This is a genomic window from Agrobacterium sp. AGB01, from assembly GCF_014851585.1.
Classification (GTDB): Bacteria; Pseudomonadota; Alphaproteobacteria; order Rhizobiales; family Rhizobiaceae; genus Agrobacterium.
The window spans coordinates 340,515-357,490 of record NZ_JACVAB010000004.1 but is presented as its reverse complement, the minus strand read 5'-3'; the positions used below and the strand labels follow the sequence as shown (position 1 = coordinate 357,490).

16 protein-coding genes are annotated in these 16,976 nt (G+C 55.5%); 9 read left to right on the top strand and 7 right to left on the bottom strand.

Annotated features, from left to right (window positions below; genetic code table 11):
• Position 1: 1 nt before the first annotated feature.
• The 9 genes from IB237_RS16455 (at position 2) to IB237_RS16415 (ending at position 11,269) form a co-directional block, all read left to right on the top strand.
• Entirely contained in the window at positions 2 to 1,681 is a 1,680-nt protein-coding gene (locus tag IB237_RS16455; RefSeq protein WP_192489761.1) for an iron ABC transporter permease, read from the top strand.
• Positions 1,682 to 1,882: 201 nt separating this feature from the next.
• Positions 1,883 to 2,821: a LysR family transcriptional regulator gene (locus IB237_RS16450; RefSeq protein WP_192489760.1), complete on the top strand. Its 939-nt coding sequence runs from the start codon at positions 1,883 to 1,885 to the stop codon at positions 2,819 to 2,821.
• Positions 2,822 to 3,163: 342 nt separating this feature from the next.
• Positions 3,164 to 4,801 (top strand): TIGR04028 family ABC transporter substrate-binding protein, encoded by a 1,638-nt coding sequence (locus tag IB237_RS16445; protein WP_192489924.1) that lies wholly within the window; start codon positions 3,164 to 3,166, stop codon positions 4,799 to 4,801.
• Between the two features lie 39 nt (positions 4,802 to 4,840).
• Entirely contained in the window at positions 4,841 to 5,788 is a 948-nt protein-coding gene (locus tag IB237_RS16440; protein ID WP_246787993.1) for an ABC transporter permease, read from the top strand.
• A gap of 1 nt (position 5,789) precedes the next feature.
• On the top strand, positions 5,790 to 6,653 hold the full coding sequence (locus tag IB237_RS16435; protein ID WP_192489759.1) for an ABC transporter permease: 864 nt from the start codon (positions 5,790 to 5,792) through the stop codon (positions 6,651 to 6,653).
• Positions 6,650 to 8,296 carry an ABC transporter ATP-binding protein gene (locus IB237_RS16430; RefSeq protein ID WP_192489758.1) on the top strand — a complete coding sequence of 549 codons (1,647 nt, stop codon included), beginning with the start codon at positions 6,650 to 6,652 and terminating at the stop codon, positions 8,294 to 8,296. The genes IB237_RS16435 and IB237_RS16430 overlap by 4 nt, the downstream gene beginning before the upstream one ends.
• A gap of 56 nt (positions 8,297 to 8,352) precedes the next feature.
• A complete protein-coding gene (locus IB237_RS16425; RefSeq protein ID WP_192489757.1) occupies positions 8,353 to 9,822 on the top strand; it encodes an NAD(P)-binding domain-containing protein in 1,470 nt (489 codons plus the stop codon).
• Between the two features lie 24 nt (positions 9,823 to 9,846).
• Entirely contained in the window at positions 9,847 to 10,440 is a 594-nt protein-coding gene (locus IB237_RS16420; protein WP_192489756.1) for a 2-hydroxychromene-2-carboxylate isomerase, read from the top strand.
• Positions 10,441 to 10,486: 46 nt separating this feature from the next.
• On the top strand, positions 10,487 to 11,269 hold the full coding sequence (locus IB237_RS16415) for an SDR family NAD(P)-dependent oxidoreductase (protein WP_192489755.1): 783 nt from the start codon (positions 10,487 to 10,489) through the stop codon (positions 11,267 to 11,269).
• A gap of 64 nt (positions 11,270 to 11,333) precedes the next feature.
• Here IB237_RS16415 and IB237_RS16410 read toward each other — a convergent pair whose 3' ends face one another.
• The 7 genes from IB237_RS16410 to IB237_RS16380 all read right to left on the bottom strand — a co-directional run bounded on the left by IB237_RS16410 (position 11,334) and on the right by IB237_RS16380 (position 16,915).
• On the bottom strand, positions 11,334 to 11,897 hold the full coding sequence (locus tag IB237_RS16410; protein WP_192489754.1) for a redoxin family protein: 564 nt from the start codon (positions 11,895 to 11,897) through the stop codon (positions 11,334 to 11,336).
• Between the two features lie 60 nt (positions 11,898 to 11,957).
• Entirely contained in the window at positions 11,958 to 12,506 is a 549-nt protein-coding gene (locus IB237_RS16405) for a carboxymuconolactone decarboxylase family protein (RefSeq protein WP_192489753.1), read from the bottom strand.
• Between the two features lie 73 nt (positions 12,507 to 12,579).
• Positions 12,580 to 13,296, bottom strand: a complete 717-nt coding sequence (locus tag IB237_RS16400; protein ID WP_192489752.1) for a hypothetical protein — start codon at positions 13,294 to 13,296, stop codon at positions 12,580 to 12,582.
• A 39-nt stretch (positions 13,297 to 13,335) separates the two neighbouring features.
• Positions 13,336 to 13,980, bottom strand: coding sequence for a MarR family winged helix-turn-helix transcriptional regulator (locus tag IB237_RS16395; RefSeq protein ID WP_192489751.1), 645 nt, complete (start codon positions 13,978 to 13,980; stop codon positions 13,336 to 13,338).
• A gap of 48 nt (positions 13,981 to 14,028) precedes the next feature.
• Positions 14,029 to 15,171: a hypothetical protein gene (locus tag IB237_RS16390; protein WP_246787991.1), complete on the bottom strand. Its 1,143-nt coding sequence runs from the start codon at positions 15,169 to 15,171 to the stop codon at positions 14,029 to 14,031.
• Between the two features lie 24 nt (positions 15,172 to 15,195).
• Positions 15,196 to 15,993 carry an SDR family oxidoreductase gene (locus IB237_RS16385; protein ID WP_192489750.1) on the bottom strand — a complete coding sequence of 266 codons (798 nt, stop codon included), beginning with the start codon at positions 15,991 to 15,993 and terminating at the stop codon, positions 15,196 to 15,198.
• Between the two features lie 91 nt (positions 15,994 to 16,084).
• Entirely contained in the window at positions 16,085 to 16,915 is an 831-nt protein-coding gene (locus IB237_RS16380) for an alpha/beta fold hydrolase (RefSeq protein WP_192489921.1), read from the bottom strand.
• Between the last annotated feature and the right edge of the window lie 61 nt (positions 16,916 to 16,976).

Here is a 16,976-nt window from a genome sequence, read left to right as displayed (position 1 = left end):
AATGCGTGCAAAGGATATTGGTGGCGCCGCGCCTGCTGCCTGGCTTGCTGCCTGTGGCCTCGTAATCGTCGTTGTCGTGCCCTTTGCCGCAATCGTACTCCAGGCGATCTTTCCTCAACTCGGGCAGGGCTCCTTTTCGGAGCCCTTCTCGCGGCTTGCTCAAACCCTTGGGGATAGCAAGCTTTTGGGCATGACCCGCAACACGCTGCTTCTTGGGCTATGTGTGGTGATGGCGTCGGCCGTTCTAGCGGTGCCGCTTGGTGTTGCGCGTGCACTGTACCGCATTCCGTTTGCAAGAGTGTGGGATATCCTGTTGCTCGTGCCCTTCATGATCCCTCCCTACATCGCCACACTCGGCTGGATCATGACACTGCAGCCGCGCGGTTATCTGCAACAGCTTCTTGGTTTCAATCTTTCGCAATTCCTGTTTTCGCTGTTCGGCATGACACTGGTCATGACCTTCAACACATTTCCGGTCGTTTATTTTGCTGTGTCGCGCACGGTCGAGGCGGTTGGTGCCCGTTATGCGGATGTCGGCCGTGTATTCGGTGCAACGCCAACGCGGGCATTCTGGCGAATTACACTGCCTTTGTCGGCGCCCGGTCTTGCCGCAAGTCTTCTTCTGGTATTTGCCGCCGCCATCGAGGAATATGGCACGCCGGCAGCTTTGGGCAGCCGTGCCGGTTTCCCGGTTCTTGTAACCGGCATTGATACACGGGTCAGCGACTGGCCGATTGATTTGCCCGGTGCTGCCATCCTGTCATTGGTGCTGGTAACTTTGTCGCTGCTGGCTTTCCTCGTCCAGCGCTGGATCCTGGCGCGTCGTTCCTATCAGACCGTGGTGGGCAAACCGCAAAACAGTGACAAGCGCGAGCTTGGTGCCTTCACCGTACCTGTCATGGCGGCATTTGCTGTTGTGGCATTTCTGGCAACCGGCGTGCCGATGCTTGCCATTCTCGTTACGTCGCTATCGCGTACCATCTCAGGCGGTCTTGCCATAGACAATGTCACGCTGGCAAATTTTGCCGCCGTTTTCAGCAACAGCGCCGGTGCGCTCGGTGCCTTGGTGAACAGCCTGACGCTTGGCGTCGGTACTGCCATCATTACCGGTATCATCGGCGTTGTCTCGGCCTATACAGTTGTAAAGACCAGAATGCGCGGACGTGTCCTGATCGATATCATGACCGTCATTCCCAATGCCCTTCCGGGTATTGTGGTTGCCGTTGGTTTGATCATGGCCTGGAACATGCCTGGCCTGCCATTCACGCCCTATAATACCGCCTTGATCCTTCTTCTGGCCTATTGCTGTATTTTACTGCCACAGACGGCGCGTTACGCAACCGCTGCATTTGTGCAGCTCGGTGACAATCTTGAGGCTGCAGCACGGGTCTTTGGCGCAAGCGGACCTGTTGCCTTTCGCCGTATTCTGCTGCCGCTGGTGTTCCCCAGTGTTGCCTCGGCAATGCTGCTGGTCTTTGCTCTTGCTTCTCGCGAACTGGTTGCCTCAGTTGTGGTGGCCCCAGTTGGCATGCAGACGATTGCCACCTTTATCTGGCGTCAGTTCGAACAAGGTTCAGTCGGGATCGGTATGGCCATGGCCTTTGTTACGATCATTCTGACGACACTGTTGCCGTTGCTGTTCTTGCAACTCCTGAAGAAAAAAGGATTTGTTGTCGATTGACACTTAGCTTGCGCGTCAAATCGCCTGCCGTTCATCGCGAACGGCAGGCGATTTACCGGTAAGGGCCGGGCCATTGTTTTCGCTACCTCTTGACGCCAATTGCTGAATTCTGATTATGCAACGGTGGTCGGGCTGACCGGCAAATTACCAAATGCGTAGCAACTGCTTATTTTAAAAGGCAAAACTGGCTTTGAACACAGTATGATACCCGATTATCTCGACACCAGGCAGCTGGAAGCGTTTGTCGCAGTGGTATCTATTGGCAGCATGACCGGTGCTGCAAAAGCGCTCGGAAAATCCCAATCGGTCATGACACGGCTGATCCAGGACCTTGAAAAAGAACTGGGGTTTCCGGTTCTTCACCGCAATGGCCCGCGTATTATACCAACCGAACAGGGACTGGCTTTTTTTGCTCAGGCGGAACTGTTTCTCAGTGGTTTGCGTACCATCAGCGAAGGTGCGCGCAAGATTGCCGTTGATGCCGCTCGGCCCATTGAGGTCGCTTCCGTCCCGGCTCTCGCCGCCAGCATTCTGCCTTCGGCTTTGGCGTTGCTGGAGAGTGCATCATTGCCCTCGCATATCCATGTCAAAAGCACGGCGTCTGAAAATGTCGTGCAAGCTGTGTTGGCGCGTACGTCAGATATTGGTATCGCCAGCCTGCCGCTCGATAATTCGGGGCTTGATGTGCACTGGATTGGCGAGTCCCCCTGCGTGGCGGTCGTCAGTAATGATGATGAATTGGCAAAACACAGCGTCGTAACGCCTGAGGACCTGCAGGGACGGCGGTTGATCGTATCAGCCAACCCGTACCGGTTACGCATGCGTATCAACCAGACCCTTGAAAAGCATGGCGTGCAACCGGGCGGCATCATTGACAGCAACGCGACCTATGTTTCGCTTGCCATGGCACGCTCCGGCCTCGGGATTGCCGTGGTGGAATCGGCAACGATTTTCGGGCTTCCCGTCACTGACGTTACAGCCATTCCCTTGTCCTTCAGCATCCCGTTCCACTGGGGTGTCATTACCGCCTCTGGCCGACCGATGGGGCAGACGATCACCGCGTTGATTGAAGCGATAGAGGTGAGTTCCAAGGCGCTTCCGGGGTTTGTCAAACACTCGGACAAATTACTTCTGCAATAAAGCGTGTGAGCGATCAGCTGTGGCTGATTCCAACGTGCACCCCTTATTCGAAACTATTTTCTGGAATTCGGCGTCTCCTTGGAACGCTCTTGAGTACGCGAAGTTTTGCGAGTATCATCTTGCTAATTTCGCATAATTGATAGCTTATATTTCTATATTCAGAATTTAATTGAAACAAATCGACCTTACGTCGGACGCATAGAATATCTACCATTTAGATAGATTAACCGACTTTCTAAAGCGCAGGCTTGCATCTGCGCTGGCGTAGTTGGGGCACATCGGTCGGATCACGCAGACATCGCGTGCAGCGGTATATTCTAGGGTTATACGAAGGGAATTATGATGCTTTATTCTGTTGCGCGTCGCCGGATTTTAAAGAGCATGTGCGCAGTTGGTGCGCTGGTCGCTGCGACAACATTCGCAGTGCCTTCATGGGCTGAGGGCAAGCCGGGTGGCACGCTGATTTATCTCGAAAAACAGGCGCATACGAGCCTTTATCCGCCAGCTGCTGGTTTTTATCCGAACGGTGGCCTCCTCAACCAGATCACCGACAAGCTGACCTATCAGAACCCGCAGACGCTTGAGATCGAGCCGTGGATTGCCGAAAGCTGGGACGTCAATGCTGATGCAACGGAATACACATTCCGCCTGCGTGACGGCGTAACCTTCTCTGATGGCACACCGCTTGATGCCGCTGCTGTTGCTGCCAACTATGACGCATTTGGTCTTGGCAACAAGGCTCTGAAGCAGACAGTTTCGGAAGCAATCAGCAACTATGAGCGCTCGGAAGTGGTTGATGCTCAAACCGTCAAGTTCCACTTCAAGGCGCCAGCCCCCGGTTTCCTTCAGGCAACGGCAACCCCGACATCTGGCCTCGTTGCACTGTCCACGCTGAAATTGTCGTCGGATGAACTCGGTCAGGCGCCAAACATCATCGGTTCCGGCCCGTTTGTCGTCGCGAGCGAAAAGCTAGGCACTGAAATTCAGCTGACAGCGCGTACCGACTACGCCTGGGGTCCGGCGAAACTGAAGCATCAGGGTCGTGCCAATCTTGATGGCATCACCATTTTGACGGTGCCGGAAGATGGCGTGCGCATCGGTGCACTGATCTCCGGTCAGGGCGATTTCATCCGCCAGGTTCACGCCTATGATGAGGCGCAGGTGAAAGCAGCTGGATATACCGTTTATGGTGCACAAACCCGTGGCACGACCCACGCTGTTGCCTTCCGTCCAAGCAATCCGTTGGTTGCAGATCTGAAGGTCCGTCAGGCCCTTCTGCATGCCACGAACAGCCAGGAAATCATCGATACGCTGTTCTCCGACAACTATCCCAAGGCTCGCTCACCGTTGTCGTCGGTTTCTGCCGGTTTTGTTGATCTCAGCAGTGACCTGACCTTTGATGCTGCACGCGCCAACGCGTTACTGGATGAAGCGGGCTGGAAGCCGGGTGCTGACGGGATTCGTGAAAAGGATGGTCAGCGGTTGTCGTTGGGTGTTTATGAATCGCTCAATTATGCCCGTAGCAAGGAAACGTTACAGCTGCTCGCCCAGCAATGGAAAGCCGTTGGCGTCGAACTGAAACTGCTGGCTGGTGAAGCCGGTACCCGCACCAAGGATGATCTCGATCCGTTGAAGACACCGCTGGTGCCGACAAAAGTCGAACGTGCTGATCCGGAAGTTCTCAAGAGCCAATATTACCCGACAACGCGCGACCAATTGCGCCAGAAGGGTGGCAAGGGCGAGGGCACGACGTTTGTCGACACCGACTTGAACGACATTCTCGACAAGATCGCGTCGGAGCCGGATACCAGCACGCGTCTTGAATATACCGGTGCTGCGCAGAAGCGTTTGATCGAACAGGCTTACGTCATTCCGCTGTTTGAAGAACCCCAGTCCTTTGCGGGCGCGCCTTATGTCAAGGACGTCGCTTTTGAGGCTGTCGGTCGGCCTGTCTTTTATAGCGTGTGGCTTGATCGATAGATCAGGCCATCAACATCGAAACAAGTGTGGTCTGAAGCATTGTCTCTTTCCCGATACCTCGTCTCGCGCATTGGCCAAGCTGTGATCGTGCTGTGGGCCGCATTTACCCTGTCATTCCTGCTGTTGCAGATGATGCCGGGTGATGCGGTTTTCATCAAGTTCATGGGGGCAGACTTCGTGCTGACACCGGAGCAGCTTGCGCATATTCGTGAAAGTTATGGCGCCGACAACCCACCGCTCGAACGTTATTTCAGTTCGTTGGTCAACACGCTGTCCGGCGACTTCGGGTATTCGATTGATGCCGGTGTTCCTGTCAGCGCTTTGCTTGCCGATAATGTATTGCCAACCTTCAGACTGGCTGGCCTCGGTTTTGTTAGTGCGGTTCTGCTGAGTTTCGTCTTGGCCTTCCTCTCTTATTTCTCGCCTTTCTGGTGGTTGCGGCGCTTCATCACCGCGCTGCCGTCACTGTTTGTCGCCATTCCCGCCTTCTGGCTGGGCATGATGCTGATCCAGATCTTTTCGTTCAGGCTTGGGCTTGTTCCCGTCATCAATCCCGGTCCCTGGGTTGGGCTTATCTTGCCAGTGGCAACGCTTGCGGTACCGATCAGTGCGCCGATTGCCCAGATTTTGATCCGCAATATCGATGACGTGATGACACGGCCGTTCGTTGCCGTTGCCCGAGCCAAGGGCGCTTCGTTGCGCTTTGCGTTCTGGCGCCATGTGTTGGGCAATGCACTGCTGCCGGTATTGACCATATGCGGCATGTTGTTCGGTGAGCTGCTTGCCGGCGCGGTTGTCACAGAAACGGTCTTTGGACTGAACGGTATCGGTCGACTGACCGAAGCCGCTGTCGCCACTCTCGATGTGGCTGTTCTGCAGGCCGTCGTCCTGCTGTCAGCAGCATGTTTCGTTACGATCAATCTTGTCGTGGACCTGTTCTATCCAGTGTTCGATCCACGGCTGCGCAAGAGCATGAGGGCTGCCTGAGATGTCTCCTGTAGAAGAACCGGTCACGGGTCTGCACAGTCGGGAAAGATTTACCGGACTGCGAGAAAAGCTCGGCTCGATTAGTATTGCAACGGCTCTTGCCTACCTGGTTCTGCTCCTGGCTGTGCTGTGGGCAGTCGTCCCCGGACTGTTCAGCAGCTATGATCCTATTGCCAGCGTGCCCGGCCAGCAGCTTCGTGCACCAAACTTGATCCATTTCTTCGGCACGGATGCCTTGGGCCGTGATGTGTTTTCGCGTGTTGTGCATGGTTCCGTGCATTCGTTAAGCGGTGCGTTCATCGCAACCGCTGTCGGGTTTGTTGTCGGTACCGCTCTCGGTCTACTGTCCGGTTCGGCGGGTGGTATTGTCGATGAAATCATCATGCGCGTTGTCGATGTTCTGCTGTCCATCCCGGCGCTGCTTCTGGCGCTGACCATTATCATCCTGCTTGGTTTTGGCACGCTGAATGCATCGATCGCAGTTGGTGTTTCGGCTATCGCAGCCTTCGCGCGCTTGATGCGCTCCGAAGTGATCCGAGTTCGTGCCAGCGATTATGTCGAGGCGGCCATCGGCAGTGGCGGCACTCTGGCCAAGGTTCTGTGGCGGCATGTTTTGCCCAACGCATTGACATCCGTTGTTGCTTTTTCCGCGCTGCAGTTTGGTTCGGCCATCCTGCAATTATCGACGCTGAGCTTCCTGGGATATGGCGCACCACCGCCAACGCCGGAGTGGGGATTGCTGGTCGCGGAAGGCCGCAACTATGTCGCAACGGCTTGGTGGCTGACTGCCGCGCCCGGCCTTGTCGTGGTTATCGTGGTGCTTGCCGCCAACCAGATCAGCAAATCGATGAGGAGCCAACGATGACGGTTCTAACGACGCCGCCTGATGGCGTGGATGCTTCGCTGCCAATCCTGGAAGTGCGCGATTTGTGTGTCTCTTACGGGGCTGGACGCAGCGCAAACAGGGCTGTGCACGGCATATCGTTCAAGATCAATCGTGGTGAAACCCTGGCAATTGTCGGTGAGTCCGGTTCCGGCAAAACCACCACCGCGCAATCGATTATTGGCCTGTTGTCCGGGGGACGTATTGATGGCGGTCAGGTTCTGCTGAATGGCACTGACATTGCCGGATGGTCTGACCGGCGATTGGATAGCCTGCGCGGTTCGCGCATTGGTCTTATTCCGCAAGACCCCGGCAGCTCTCTGAACCCGATCCGCACCATTGGCTCACAATTGGTTGAGATGTTCCAGATCCATGGACATCGGCTAAGCAAGGCTGCAGGCAAGGCCAAGGTCTTGGAGTTGTTGGCCAAGGTCGGTTTGTCGTCCCCTGAGCTGCGTTATGACCAATACCCCCATCAGCTGTCCGGCGGTATGCGGCAGCGCGTGCTGATCGCCATGGCGATCATGCTTGAGCCGGAGCTGATCATCGCCGATGAGCCGACAAGCGCGCTGGATGTCACCGTCCAGAAACGTATCCTTGATCTGATCGAGACGCTCAAGCGGGAAACCAATGCCTCTATCCTGCTGATTACTCACGATCTGGGCGTTGCGGCTCGTGCCGATGCCATCGTGGTCATGCATCAAGGGCGTATTGTTGAGAAAGGACCCACTGCCGAGATCATTTTATCTCCCAAAGAGGCCTACACGCAAAGGCTGCTTTCCGATGCGCCGTCCTTTGCGGACAATAACCGCGTCCGCAACCTGGATAGTACCAGCACCCAGGCGGATGATGTAGTGGTGGTTGAAAGTCTCAGCAAGCGCTTTTCTTTGCCGGGCAAGTCGGACGGATTGCTTGCCGTGGACGATCTGTCATTTCGGGTTGCCCGTGGTACCACGCATGCGATTGTTGGTGAATCCGGCAGTGGGAAAACCACGACGATCCGCATGGTCACCGGCTTTGAGAAGCCGACGACTGGCCGTATCGTGATTGGTGGTGAGAGCCTCGCTGAGCTCTCTGGCGAGAGACTTCGCCAGTTTCGACGCAAGATCCAGTTGGTCTATCAAAACCCGTTCAGTTCGCTGGATCCACGCCAGACGATTTCCCAGATCGTGGATGAACCGCTTCGAAATTTCGAACCGCTTTCTCCCGACGAGCGTGCCAAACGGGTGCAGAATATGATCTCGCGCGTTGGCTTGCCGGCGGATGTACTTGATCGTCATCCCGCAACCTTGTCCGGTGGCCAGCGGCAACGTGTGGCCATTGCCCGCGCACTGATCCTGCAGCCCGAGGTCGTGGTGCTGGATGAAGCCGTTTCGGCATTGGATGTGACCGTACAGGCCAGAATTCTTGCACTGTTATCTGAACTTCAGCGAGAGTTTGGCCTGACGTATATTTTCGTCTCGCATGATCTCGCGGTTGTCCGCCAGATTGCCGACACGGTGTCGGTGATGCGCAACGGGCAGGACGTCGAACACGGGCCAGTCGAGACCGTATTCGGCAATCCCCAGCACGCTTACACGCAGGAACTGGTGGCAAGTATCCCAACGCTTCGCCAGTCGGCCTGAGCAATGTTGATACAAGTGCATTTTCGCAGCAGTCCTCGCCTTTCCAAGGGATGTTCATGACCCGCCTTAGCCCCCAAACCTTGGAAGAACTTGAAGAGAGGCTTGCCGAAGACCTTCTCTGGCTGAACCGTCCCGCGTCTTCGTGGGTCAAGCCGCGCGAGCATCAGGGTCAAAAAGTTCTGGATGTAGCGGTGATTGGCGCCGGTCTGTGTGGCCTCATCGCAATGGCGGCGCTGAAAGGCCATAGCGTCGAGAATGTGCGCGCCTTCGACCGCGCACCGGCCGGACAGGAAGGTCCCTGGATCACCTATGCACGCATGGAAACGTTGCGCACGTCAAAGGTCCTTCCGGGTCTGGCGCTGGGGCTGCCTGCGTTGACTTTCCGGGCTTGGTACGAGGCGCAATTTGGCCGCGAAGCATTCGAGGCAATGTCATTGATCCCGACGGCGCAGTGGATGGATTATCTCATCTGGTATCGCCGGGTTCTTGAACTGGATGTCGTCAATGAAGCGAGTGTGCAGGGCATCACGCCGCGTGCGGACGGACTGTTCGAAATTGCCTACGCCGACCCACAAGGCGACCATGTGGAATATGCCCGCCGGGTGATCATCGCGACCGGGTTGGATGGTTTGGGAGAACCTTTCCTGCCCGCCGTTGCGCACCGTGTTCCGGAAAAATATCGGGCTCATGGTGCCGCGATAATCAATATGTCGATGCTGAAAGGCAAGACTGTTGCCGTCATCGGGTCCGGTTCCTCCGCAATGGACAACGCAGCTGCCGCTCTCGAAGCAGGGGCGGCGCGGGTTGATGTGTTTGCCCGCCAGAGCAGTCTCGCCAAGGTCGATCGTTTCGCCGGAATTTCCGGCATGGGTACGCGCTACGGCTATTTCGACCTGCCTGATGCGGACAAGTGGCTGATCATGCACGAGGCCAGCAAGGTGGGAACGCCGCCGCCCAAACACAGCGTTTTGCGCGTGTCAAAATGGCCAAATGCGCATTTCCATCTTTCCAGCCCGATAGACAACATTGTCGAAACGGCTGCCGGCGTTGAGATCACCACGCCGAAAGGCCGTTATGGTGTGGATTTCATCATCTTTGCCACCGGCTTTGGTATCGATTACGCCAAGCGGCCAGAATTTGAGGCCATTACCAGCAATGCCCTTTTGTGGGGAGAGGCTTACACGCCACCGGAAGCACTTGGAAATGCTGGCCTTGCTGCGTCACCTTATCTCGGCGCTGCTTTTCAGTTCATGCCGAAATCCGATGCTGAGCAGGACCGCTGGATCAGCCACGCCTATTGTTTCTCGTTCCCGTCTCTGTTGTCGCACGGCAAGATCAACAGCGGCATACCGTCGATCAACGAGGGTGCAACCACATTGTCCAACGGTATTGCGCGGTCGCTGTTTGTCGAGGATCGCGAGCAGCTGCTGGCGCAATTCCACAGCTACGACAAAAGCGAACTGACTGGCGATGAATGGACAGATGCGGATGAACCCGCAAGCGAACACCGCCGCGCCATCAAATAATCAATAGATTCATCAGGAGTTATCATGACAAAGAAGACCGTTTATTATTTTCATTCGCTAAGTTCCCCATGGGCCTATCTTGGTTGGCCGCAGTTCAAGGCATTGATCGAAAAACACGATCTGAACGTTGTTGTTCGCACCACGACTGTTGTGCCGGAAAATGGTGGCGTTCCACTTCGTACGCGCCCTGTCGCCCGTCAGGATTATCACGCCATTGAGCTGGACCGCTGGCGCAAACGTCTCAACATGCCGCTGGTGCTGAAACCCAAACATTACCCGACCATTCCGCATTTTTCCGCACGTATGGTTCTGGCCGCTGACAGCCTTGGCCTGCCGGCGCTTGACCTTAGCCACGCGCTTTTAAGCGCAGTCTGGGCGGAAGAGCTCGACGTCAAGGATCCAGAAGTGCGTATCGCCAAGGCCAATAGTCTCGGCCTTGATGGCAAGCTGCTACAGTCAATGGAAGAAAGCCCGGAGATCATTGCCGCGTGGGAAGAAAGTGAAAACGAAGCCAAGGAGCGTGGTGTATTCGGCACGCCGACCTGGTTCTACAAGGATGTGCCTTACTGGGGGCAGGACCGCCTGAGCTTCCTCGACGAGGCACTCTCGGCAGACTGAGACAGTCCGCCTGACAACAGCGAAACAGCATTTGGGAATTGCGACTATGGATCTTGGTTTGAACGGCCGGAAGGCTTTGGTGTGTGGGGCAAGTGAAGGTATCGGCTATGCCGCTGCAAAACTCCTCGCGTCGGAAGGCGTTAATTTGGTTCTCGTAGCGCGCAATGAAGAAAAGCTGGAAGGGGCAGCGGCGGCATTGAAAGACCTTCATGCCGTCAATGTTGATTATGTGGCGGCAGATCTCGGGCATAAGGAAGAGCGCGCCAAAGTGCTCTCCTATTGCAGCGATCCTGATATTCTCATCCACAATGGCGGCTGGCCGCGCACCGAGCGCGATTTCCGCAAGTGGAGCAATGACGACTGGCTGCGCGCACTCGACCTGATGATGCTGTCGCCGATTGAACTTATCACCGGCGTGATTGATGGCATGGCAGAGCGCAAGTTTGGGCGGATTGTTGCTGTGACCTCACGCTTCGTGAAAGAACCCAGTGCGGAGTTGGCTCTATCGACCAGCCCGCGGCTTGGCTTGTCGGGGTTTATCACCGGAGTTGCACGGAAGTATGCGGCTCATAACGTAACCCTCAACACTGCCCTGCCGGGCATCATTGCCACGGAAACGCAGTTTCAGCACGGCCGTGATCTGGCGGAAGCGGCGGGCAAGAGTTTTGATCAGATATGGGCGGAGCGTTCTTCAACCAATTCAGCCAATCGGTTTGCTACGCCTGAGGAATTTGCGTCCCTTTGCGTGTTCCTGTGTTCGGCGCATTCGGGCTTCCTGACCGGCCAACACATCTTGAGCGATGGTGCCGGTTATCCGGGCGTCTTCTGACGGCTGAAGCAGCGGCTTTCGGCGTTACCGCCGAAAGCTTTACAAAGCCTGAGAGGGCTCTCTCTCAGGATGCGATTTGCGTAGGAGTTTCACAGCGCCCCTCGGCGCAGCCAACAGTGTCATCTGCTTTGAAGACTGGCGACAGGGCAGGCACTTTTTCCGCGAGCGCCATGGCAATTCGGGCGCCTACAGCCATATCGTCCTCAACCCCAAAGATATGATGCTTGATGGCGCCATCTCTTCCGATCAGAATTGAGGAGGGCGTGCCACGCAGGCCAAAGCGCTGCATGGTAATGGGCGTACCGGTTCGTTCGTCGGGCAAGTCTACCCCGACCGGGTGTTTGATGCGGTATTCGTGAAGAAATGCCTTCAGGGTAACCGGGGACATCGCGGCATGGTGTTCGAACACGGTGTGGATACCAATGACCTGGAGATCGGTATCGGCAAAGATACGTTCGATCTTCTGAACCTGCGGTATCGATTGGCTGACGCAGCCAGGGCAAAGAAGCTGAAAGCTGTGCAACAGCACCGGGCGCCCACGCAATTCGGACAATGTCAGAGGATGGGAAACGTTGAACCATTCGCTGATTGCCAGTTCCGGGGCGTAAATCAGATTGGAAGTAGCCATAAGTTTGATCCTTTCAGGGAAGGCGGGCCGTGAGGGAACGACCCGCCCGCCGGATGGGTATTACGCGGCGGCTCGCGTAAGCTTCACACCCGGGAAATCGACCGGAACATCCAGCGCCACATTGAGGTAGTTGGTGAAGAGATTGAGTGCGATGTGTGCAAGGATTTCGACAATTTCTTCATCATCGAAACCAGCATTGCGAAGGCTTGCGACATCGTCCCCGGTGATGTCCGCCCGGTTCTCAACAACCTTGATCGAGAAATCGAGCGCGGCCTGTGTTCTGGGATCTGGCGATCTACCTGCCTGTGCTTCAGACATCTCAATCGTGGTTGCACCAGCTTTACGACCGAGACCTGTATGTGCGGCAAGGCAATAGTTGCAGTTGTTGCGATCGGCTATGGCAACCGCAATCTGTTCACCGAGCTTGGCACCCAGTCGCCCTCCGCCGAGTGCGGCAAACGAGCCCCACATGCTGGAAAGCGCTGCCGGTGAATTTGCCACCGCTTTGAACATATTTGGCACTATGCCGAAGGCCGCCTTTATCTCGGAGAGCTTTTCAGCCGTCGTGCCTGTTGCGCTTGATGGTTCAATGAGAGTAATTCTTGTCATGTTCTTTCCTTTCAATGCCTGGAGGGGAGGGATTGCCGGTTTGGTGATGGCAGTCACTGAACCGGCGCTTGTTTTACTCTGCAGGCATGACCTTGCCGGGCAGACTGAGATCGCCAGATGCAACCTTGAAGACGTTGCTGACGCATAAGAGTGGGGCGTGCAGATTGCCGTTCACCTTCAGGCCGGCTGTCACACCATCAAAAGACGCGCCGACAATGCCATTGATCAGGGATAGCGGGATTTCGACGTCGACCTGATCGCCCTTGAAATTTGTAGGATACTCCGGGCTGTCAATCAGCAATGGCACGCCGGGCCAGGTTGCAGGAACCTTTGGTTTCGTACCTTCGGGAATGTCGATCACTTTCAAGCCACCGCCACAGGCTTTGTCCTGCGCCAGAACCACCCAGTGCGGATGCCAGATATGACGGTTCTTGCCGCCATTGGCTGCGTCGTCGAAGTCGGGATGGAAGGTTACCGCGAGTGCGACAATTCCTTGCTTGCTCTCAAAGCCGATTTCGCCGCTATCGAGGCTGGTTGGCCAGACATAGGCATAGACGCTCGACCCTTCGAACTTGCCTGTCGCATCGGGTTTGTCCTTGCCTGCTTCACCACGCACGCGGGTTGAAAAGAGTGCAGTGTCGCCCTTGGCTGTGATCGTTGTTTCAATAATGTCGAAAGATGCCTGCACCGCCTCGGTTGGCTTTGCCGTGACCGAATGGGCGGATGCTGTTGCCAGCCATAGCGATGCCGTTCCGGCGATGAGTGCGCCGGCTGCGATTTTACCAAACATCGATAGTCTCCTTTTTTCCGTTGCCTGGAGGGTTTTCACCTATCCTTTGTTAAAAGCGGTCCAGGTGGCAGCCCGGACCGCCGGATCGGCGATCTCATGTTCGCGGCAATCGACACGGATTTCCCGTTGGCCGAATGCTGCGTCTACGAAATGACAGTGATGCGGGCGAGCCGCATCGGAATGTACGAATGGTGCGAAATATCGACAGCTGACACACATGCGCTGGATGGGGATCGCATCATTCTGTTGTAAATGGCTGATCATTTTAACAAGCGTGATCAGCAGGTCTTCCTGTTCATGAGATGCCAGGGCATCAACCGCATCCCTGGCTGCCCCTGAATCAGGTTTTGCTAAGTCAAGAACCGAACGCCCGGTCGTTGTGATGTCGACCTTTACCGAGCGCTTGTCGATGCCGTCACTGTTTTTCGCGACCAGGTCTTTACGTTCAAGTGCGGCGATGGAATCCGTCGCCGTCGGTTGTGATACACCGAGATTGGCGGCAATATCCTTCACAGACAGCCCATCCGCGCGCCCTTCCAGCAATTCAAGAATTGCGAGTTGGGTCGGGTTCAGTCCTGATATTTTCGCTCGGCTCCAGTCTTCGTTGCGCATGACAGAAGCGATACGGGCAAGGCCTTCCCGAATGCGATGATTGACTGATCCTGGGTTCTTCGTTGTTTCCATGAAGCGAATATATATAGGACTCCTATTTTATTCAAGAGCCATTTTTATTTACTTCGTTGGCGGCGCACCGATACCGGTGTCGGAGATCGGGCCATGTGGCTGTTCGGGATTATGGGAATGCGTGGCCCTCTCAATCATTGCCGGTCCTGTGAAGCCGCTCGCACCATAGAAGGCGAAATGAAGCCCCCAATAACCCGTGGCAAACACCACAAGTGCCGCAGCAATACCGCCGGGTATGGCAGGCAAATGGATTTTCAACGATGGCAGAAAGCGGGTCACCCGGCATTGATCACAGGCCACGGCAACCAGAATGGCCATGATGAGACCGTGTCCAATTAAGTCAACGCGTCCGAATGGCCAGACGGCAGCAGTGAAAATGATGATGAGGGCAATGGCCGAAAGACGTCGGATCAGAGGGGTCCACAAAAGACCAAAACCCATAGTGAATTCCGCAACGCCAGCCATCGGAATAAAGACGTCGCGCGGCAGTCCGAACGTCAGGAACGGCTTTTCCATGATGAGGGGATAAAACCAGTCGGGATAGGCGAATTTCTCAAGGCTGGACCACATCAGAGCGATCGCGAGCCCCCATCGCAATGCCTCGAACCGATGTGAGCGGAGGTTTTCGTTTTTTGATGGCTCCAAGATGAGATAGGCGGCAACGCCAGCGCCAAGCGCCAGATAATCGAAGAGATGGAATAGGTCGTAGTCGCGGATAGCCAAAAGCCATAAGGCCAGAATTCCGATACCCGCCAACGGCATTGTTTTTCGAAAAAAAATACAGGCGGCGATGGCCAGTTGCAGCCATGAAACCCACTCCGCCGGCGTCCGCAGGTCGGGTGTCAAATATACGCCGCCCACCGAAAATATAGCGACAAAAAATGCCCCGACCGTAACGCGTACATAGTCGTCGAGCCTTTTCCACAAAACATCAGTACTGCGGTCCAGCGCGTCATGAACCCTGTTGCCGAGCGGACTGATTTCAATAAGGCGCGTCAGCACAAAAAACACGACGACAAGTGCAATGCCGATCCAGAACCATGTATCCTTGAGAACGCTGGACAATGATTGTGGTGGGGCACCCACGATATAGGGTGCGAACCATTTGACATGCGCCTGTGCAGATGTGCTGGCAAACAGCAGCGCGCCCGTAAAAATGGCACCTCTTCCCAATGTCCATACCATGGTCATGCCCCCCCCCCTTCAAACCTGATCTCAGGTTTTCTGTCCTACCCCGTAACGTGTGGCTGAATGTTTCCGTGATAAAAATGGCGCCAGGCCAAGTCGAGCCTCTTCCATTTTTTGCCAGAGGCTGGCGTCCTCCAGGGAGGGGATCGTGACCGTCTCACCACGGTCAAACCCTGCAAGTGCTGCCGTTACCATTTCGTCGGCATCCATCATCATGTCTGCTGGGATGACGTTGATATCGATACCTGCACGATCAAAGATTTCCGTGCGGGTGAAGCCGGGAAGGACAGCCTGGATCTGAACCCCGCGAGGTTCAAGTTCAACGGCGAGGGCTTGCGTCAGTGCAAGAACAAATGCCTTGCTGGCAACGTAGGTCGGGTTGAAGCGTTCCGGCATCAAAGCCACTACGGAAGCGATGTTGATGATACCACCCTTGCCACGATCTGCGAATGTCTTGGCAGCGGTCACCGTCAGCGTGTGCAAAATGTCAACATTGAGATAGACCATGCCAAAGAGATCCTCGGCATCAGATGAAAGGACCGAGCCTTTCGGCCCTATCCCTGCACAATTAACCAGCAACTCCAACGAGGTGTTCTCAGATATGGCTGACAACACGCGCTTGATGTCAGTGGATTTGGAAAGGTCTGCGGGAAGTGGCGTAATCGAGACACCATGTTTTTCTGAGAGTGTGTCGGCCAATTGATTAAGCCGGTCGATATCTCTGGCGACGACGACGAGATTAAAACCTCGCTCAGCGAGCTTTTCGGCATATACGGCGCCAATGCCCGATGACGCACCGGTAACAAGAGCAGTTTTCCTTGTCATGTCCTGTCCTTCCCTGAGACGATAAAACGTAAAGGATCCGTTCGTTTTGGTGCCGGAAGCAACGCACATACATTGCTCCCGACCACGCAGATCAGCCCTTGATGAAGGCAAGCAGATCGGGATTGACGATTTCAGGATGGGTGGTGCACAGGCCGTGAGGCAGACCAGCATAGGTCTTCAGAGTACCGTTCTTGAGCAGCTTGACGGAAAGTGGCGCAGAATCCGCATAAGGCACGATCTGGTCATCATCGCCATGCATCACCAGTGTTGGGACGGTAATGGCTTTCAGATCTTCCGTGAAATCGGTTTCGGAAAAAGCCTTGATGCAATCGTAGTGCGCTTTTGCGCCGCCAGCCATGCCTTGCCGCCACCAATTTTCGATGACGCCTTGGCTGACTTTGGCGCCCGGCCGGTTATAACCGTAAAAGGGGCCGGCAGGGACATCGAGAAAGAATTGAGCACGGTTGGCAACCAATGCCGCCCGGAAACTGTCAAACACCTCAATCGGTAGTCCGGCCGGGTTCTTGTCCGACTTGACCATGATAGGTGGCACGGCGCCGATCAGCACCACCTTTGCCACTCTGCCAGGTTTTGCGCGGGCAGCGTAATGGGCAACTTCACCGCCGCCGGTTGAATGGCCTATGTGGATGGCGTTCCTGAGATCAAGGGCATCCGTCAGCGCTGCAACGTCGGCGGCGTAAGTGTCCATCTCGTTTCCGGTCCAAGTCTGTGTTGAGCGACCATGGCCACGCCTGTCATGCGCAATGACGCGGTAGCCCTTGTCGAGGAAATACATCATCTGGGCATCCCAATCATCCGCGCTGAGCGGCCAGCCATGATGGAAGACAATTGGTTGCGCGTCTTTTGGACCCCAATCCTTGTAATAAATCTCGGTTCCGTCGCTTACTTTTACAAATGACATGGCATGGTTCTCCGATGGATGTGTGGAAAAGTGTGTTGTGGCGTGGGATTGGTTGGGCAGA

Coding starts and splice junctions, on each gene's coding strand:
- IB237_RS16455 (WP_192489761.1), top strand. CDS start 2: ATGCGTGCAAAGGATATTGGTGGCGCCGCGCCTGCTGCCTGGCTTGCT.
- IB237_RS16450 (WP_192489760.1), top strand. CDS start 1,883: ATGATACCCGATTATCTCGACACCAGGCAGCTGGAAGCGTTTGTCGCA.
- IB237_RS16445 (WP_192489924.1), top strand. CDS start 3,164: ATGCTTTATTCTGTTGCGCGTCGCCGGATTTTAAAGAGCATGTGCGCA.
- IB237_RS16435 (WP_192489759.1), top strand. CDS start 5,790: ATGTCTCCTGTAGAAGAACCGGTCACGGGTCTGCACAGTCGGGAAAGA.
- IB237_RS16430 (WP_192489758.1), top strand. CDS start 6,650: ATGACGGTTCTAACGACGCCGCCTGATGGCGTGGATGCTTCGCTGCCA.
- IB237_RS16425 (WP_192489757.1), top strand. CDS start 8,353: ATGACCCGCCTTAGCCCCCAAACCTTGGAAGAACTTGAAGAGAGGCTT.
- IB237_RS16420 (WP_192489756.1), top strand. CDS start 9,847: ATGACAAAGAAGACCGTTTATTATTTTCATTCGCTAAGTTCCCCATGG.
- IB237_RS16415 (WP_192489755.1), top strand. CDS start 10,487: ATGGATCTTGGTTTGAACGGCCGGAAGGCTTTGGTGTGTGGGGCAAGT.
- IB237_RS16410 (WP_192489754.1), bottom strand. CDS start 11,897: ATGGCTACTTCCAATCTGATTTACGCCCCGGAACTGGCAATCAGCGAA.
- IB237_RS16405 (WP_192489753.1), bottom strand. CDS start 12,506: ATGACAAGAATTACTCTCATTGAACCATCAAGCGCAACAGGCACGACG.
- IB237_RS16400 (WP_192489752.1), bottom strand. CDS start 13,296: ATGTTTGGTAAAATCGCAGCCGGCGCACTCATCGCCGGAACGGCATCG.
- IB237_RS16395 (WP_192489751.1), bottom strand. CDS start 13,980: ATGGAAACAACGAAGAACCCAGGATCAGTCAATCATCGCATTCGGGAA.
- IB237_RS16390 (WP_246787991.1), bottom strand. CDS start 15,171: ATGACCATGGTATGGACATTGGGAAGAGGTGCCATTTTTACGGGCGCG.
- IB237_RS16385 (WP_192489750.1), bottom strand. CDS start 15,993: ATGACAAGGAAAACTGCTCTTGTTACCGGTGCGTCATCGGGCATTGGC.
- IB237_RS16380 (WP_192489921.1), bottom strand. CDS start 16,915: ATGTCATTTGTAAAAGTAAGCGACGGAACCGAGATTTATTACAAGGAT.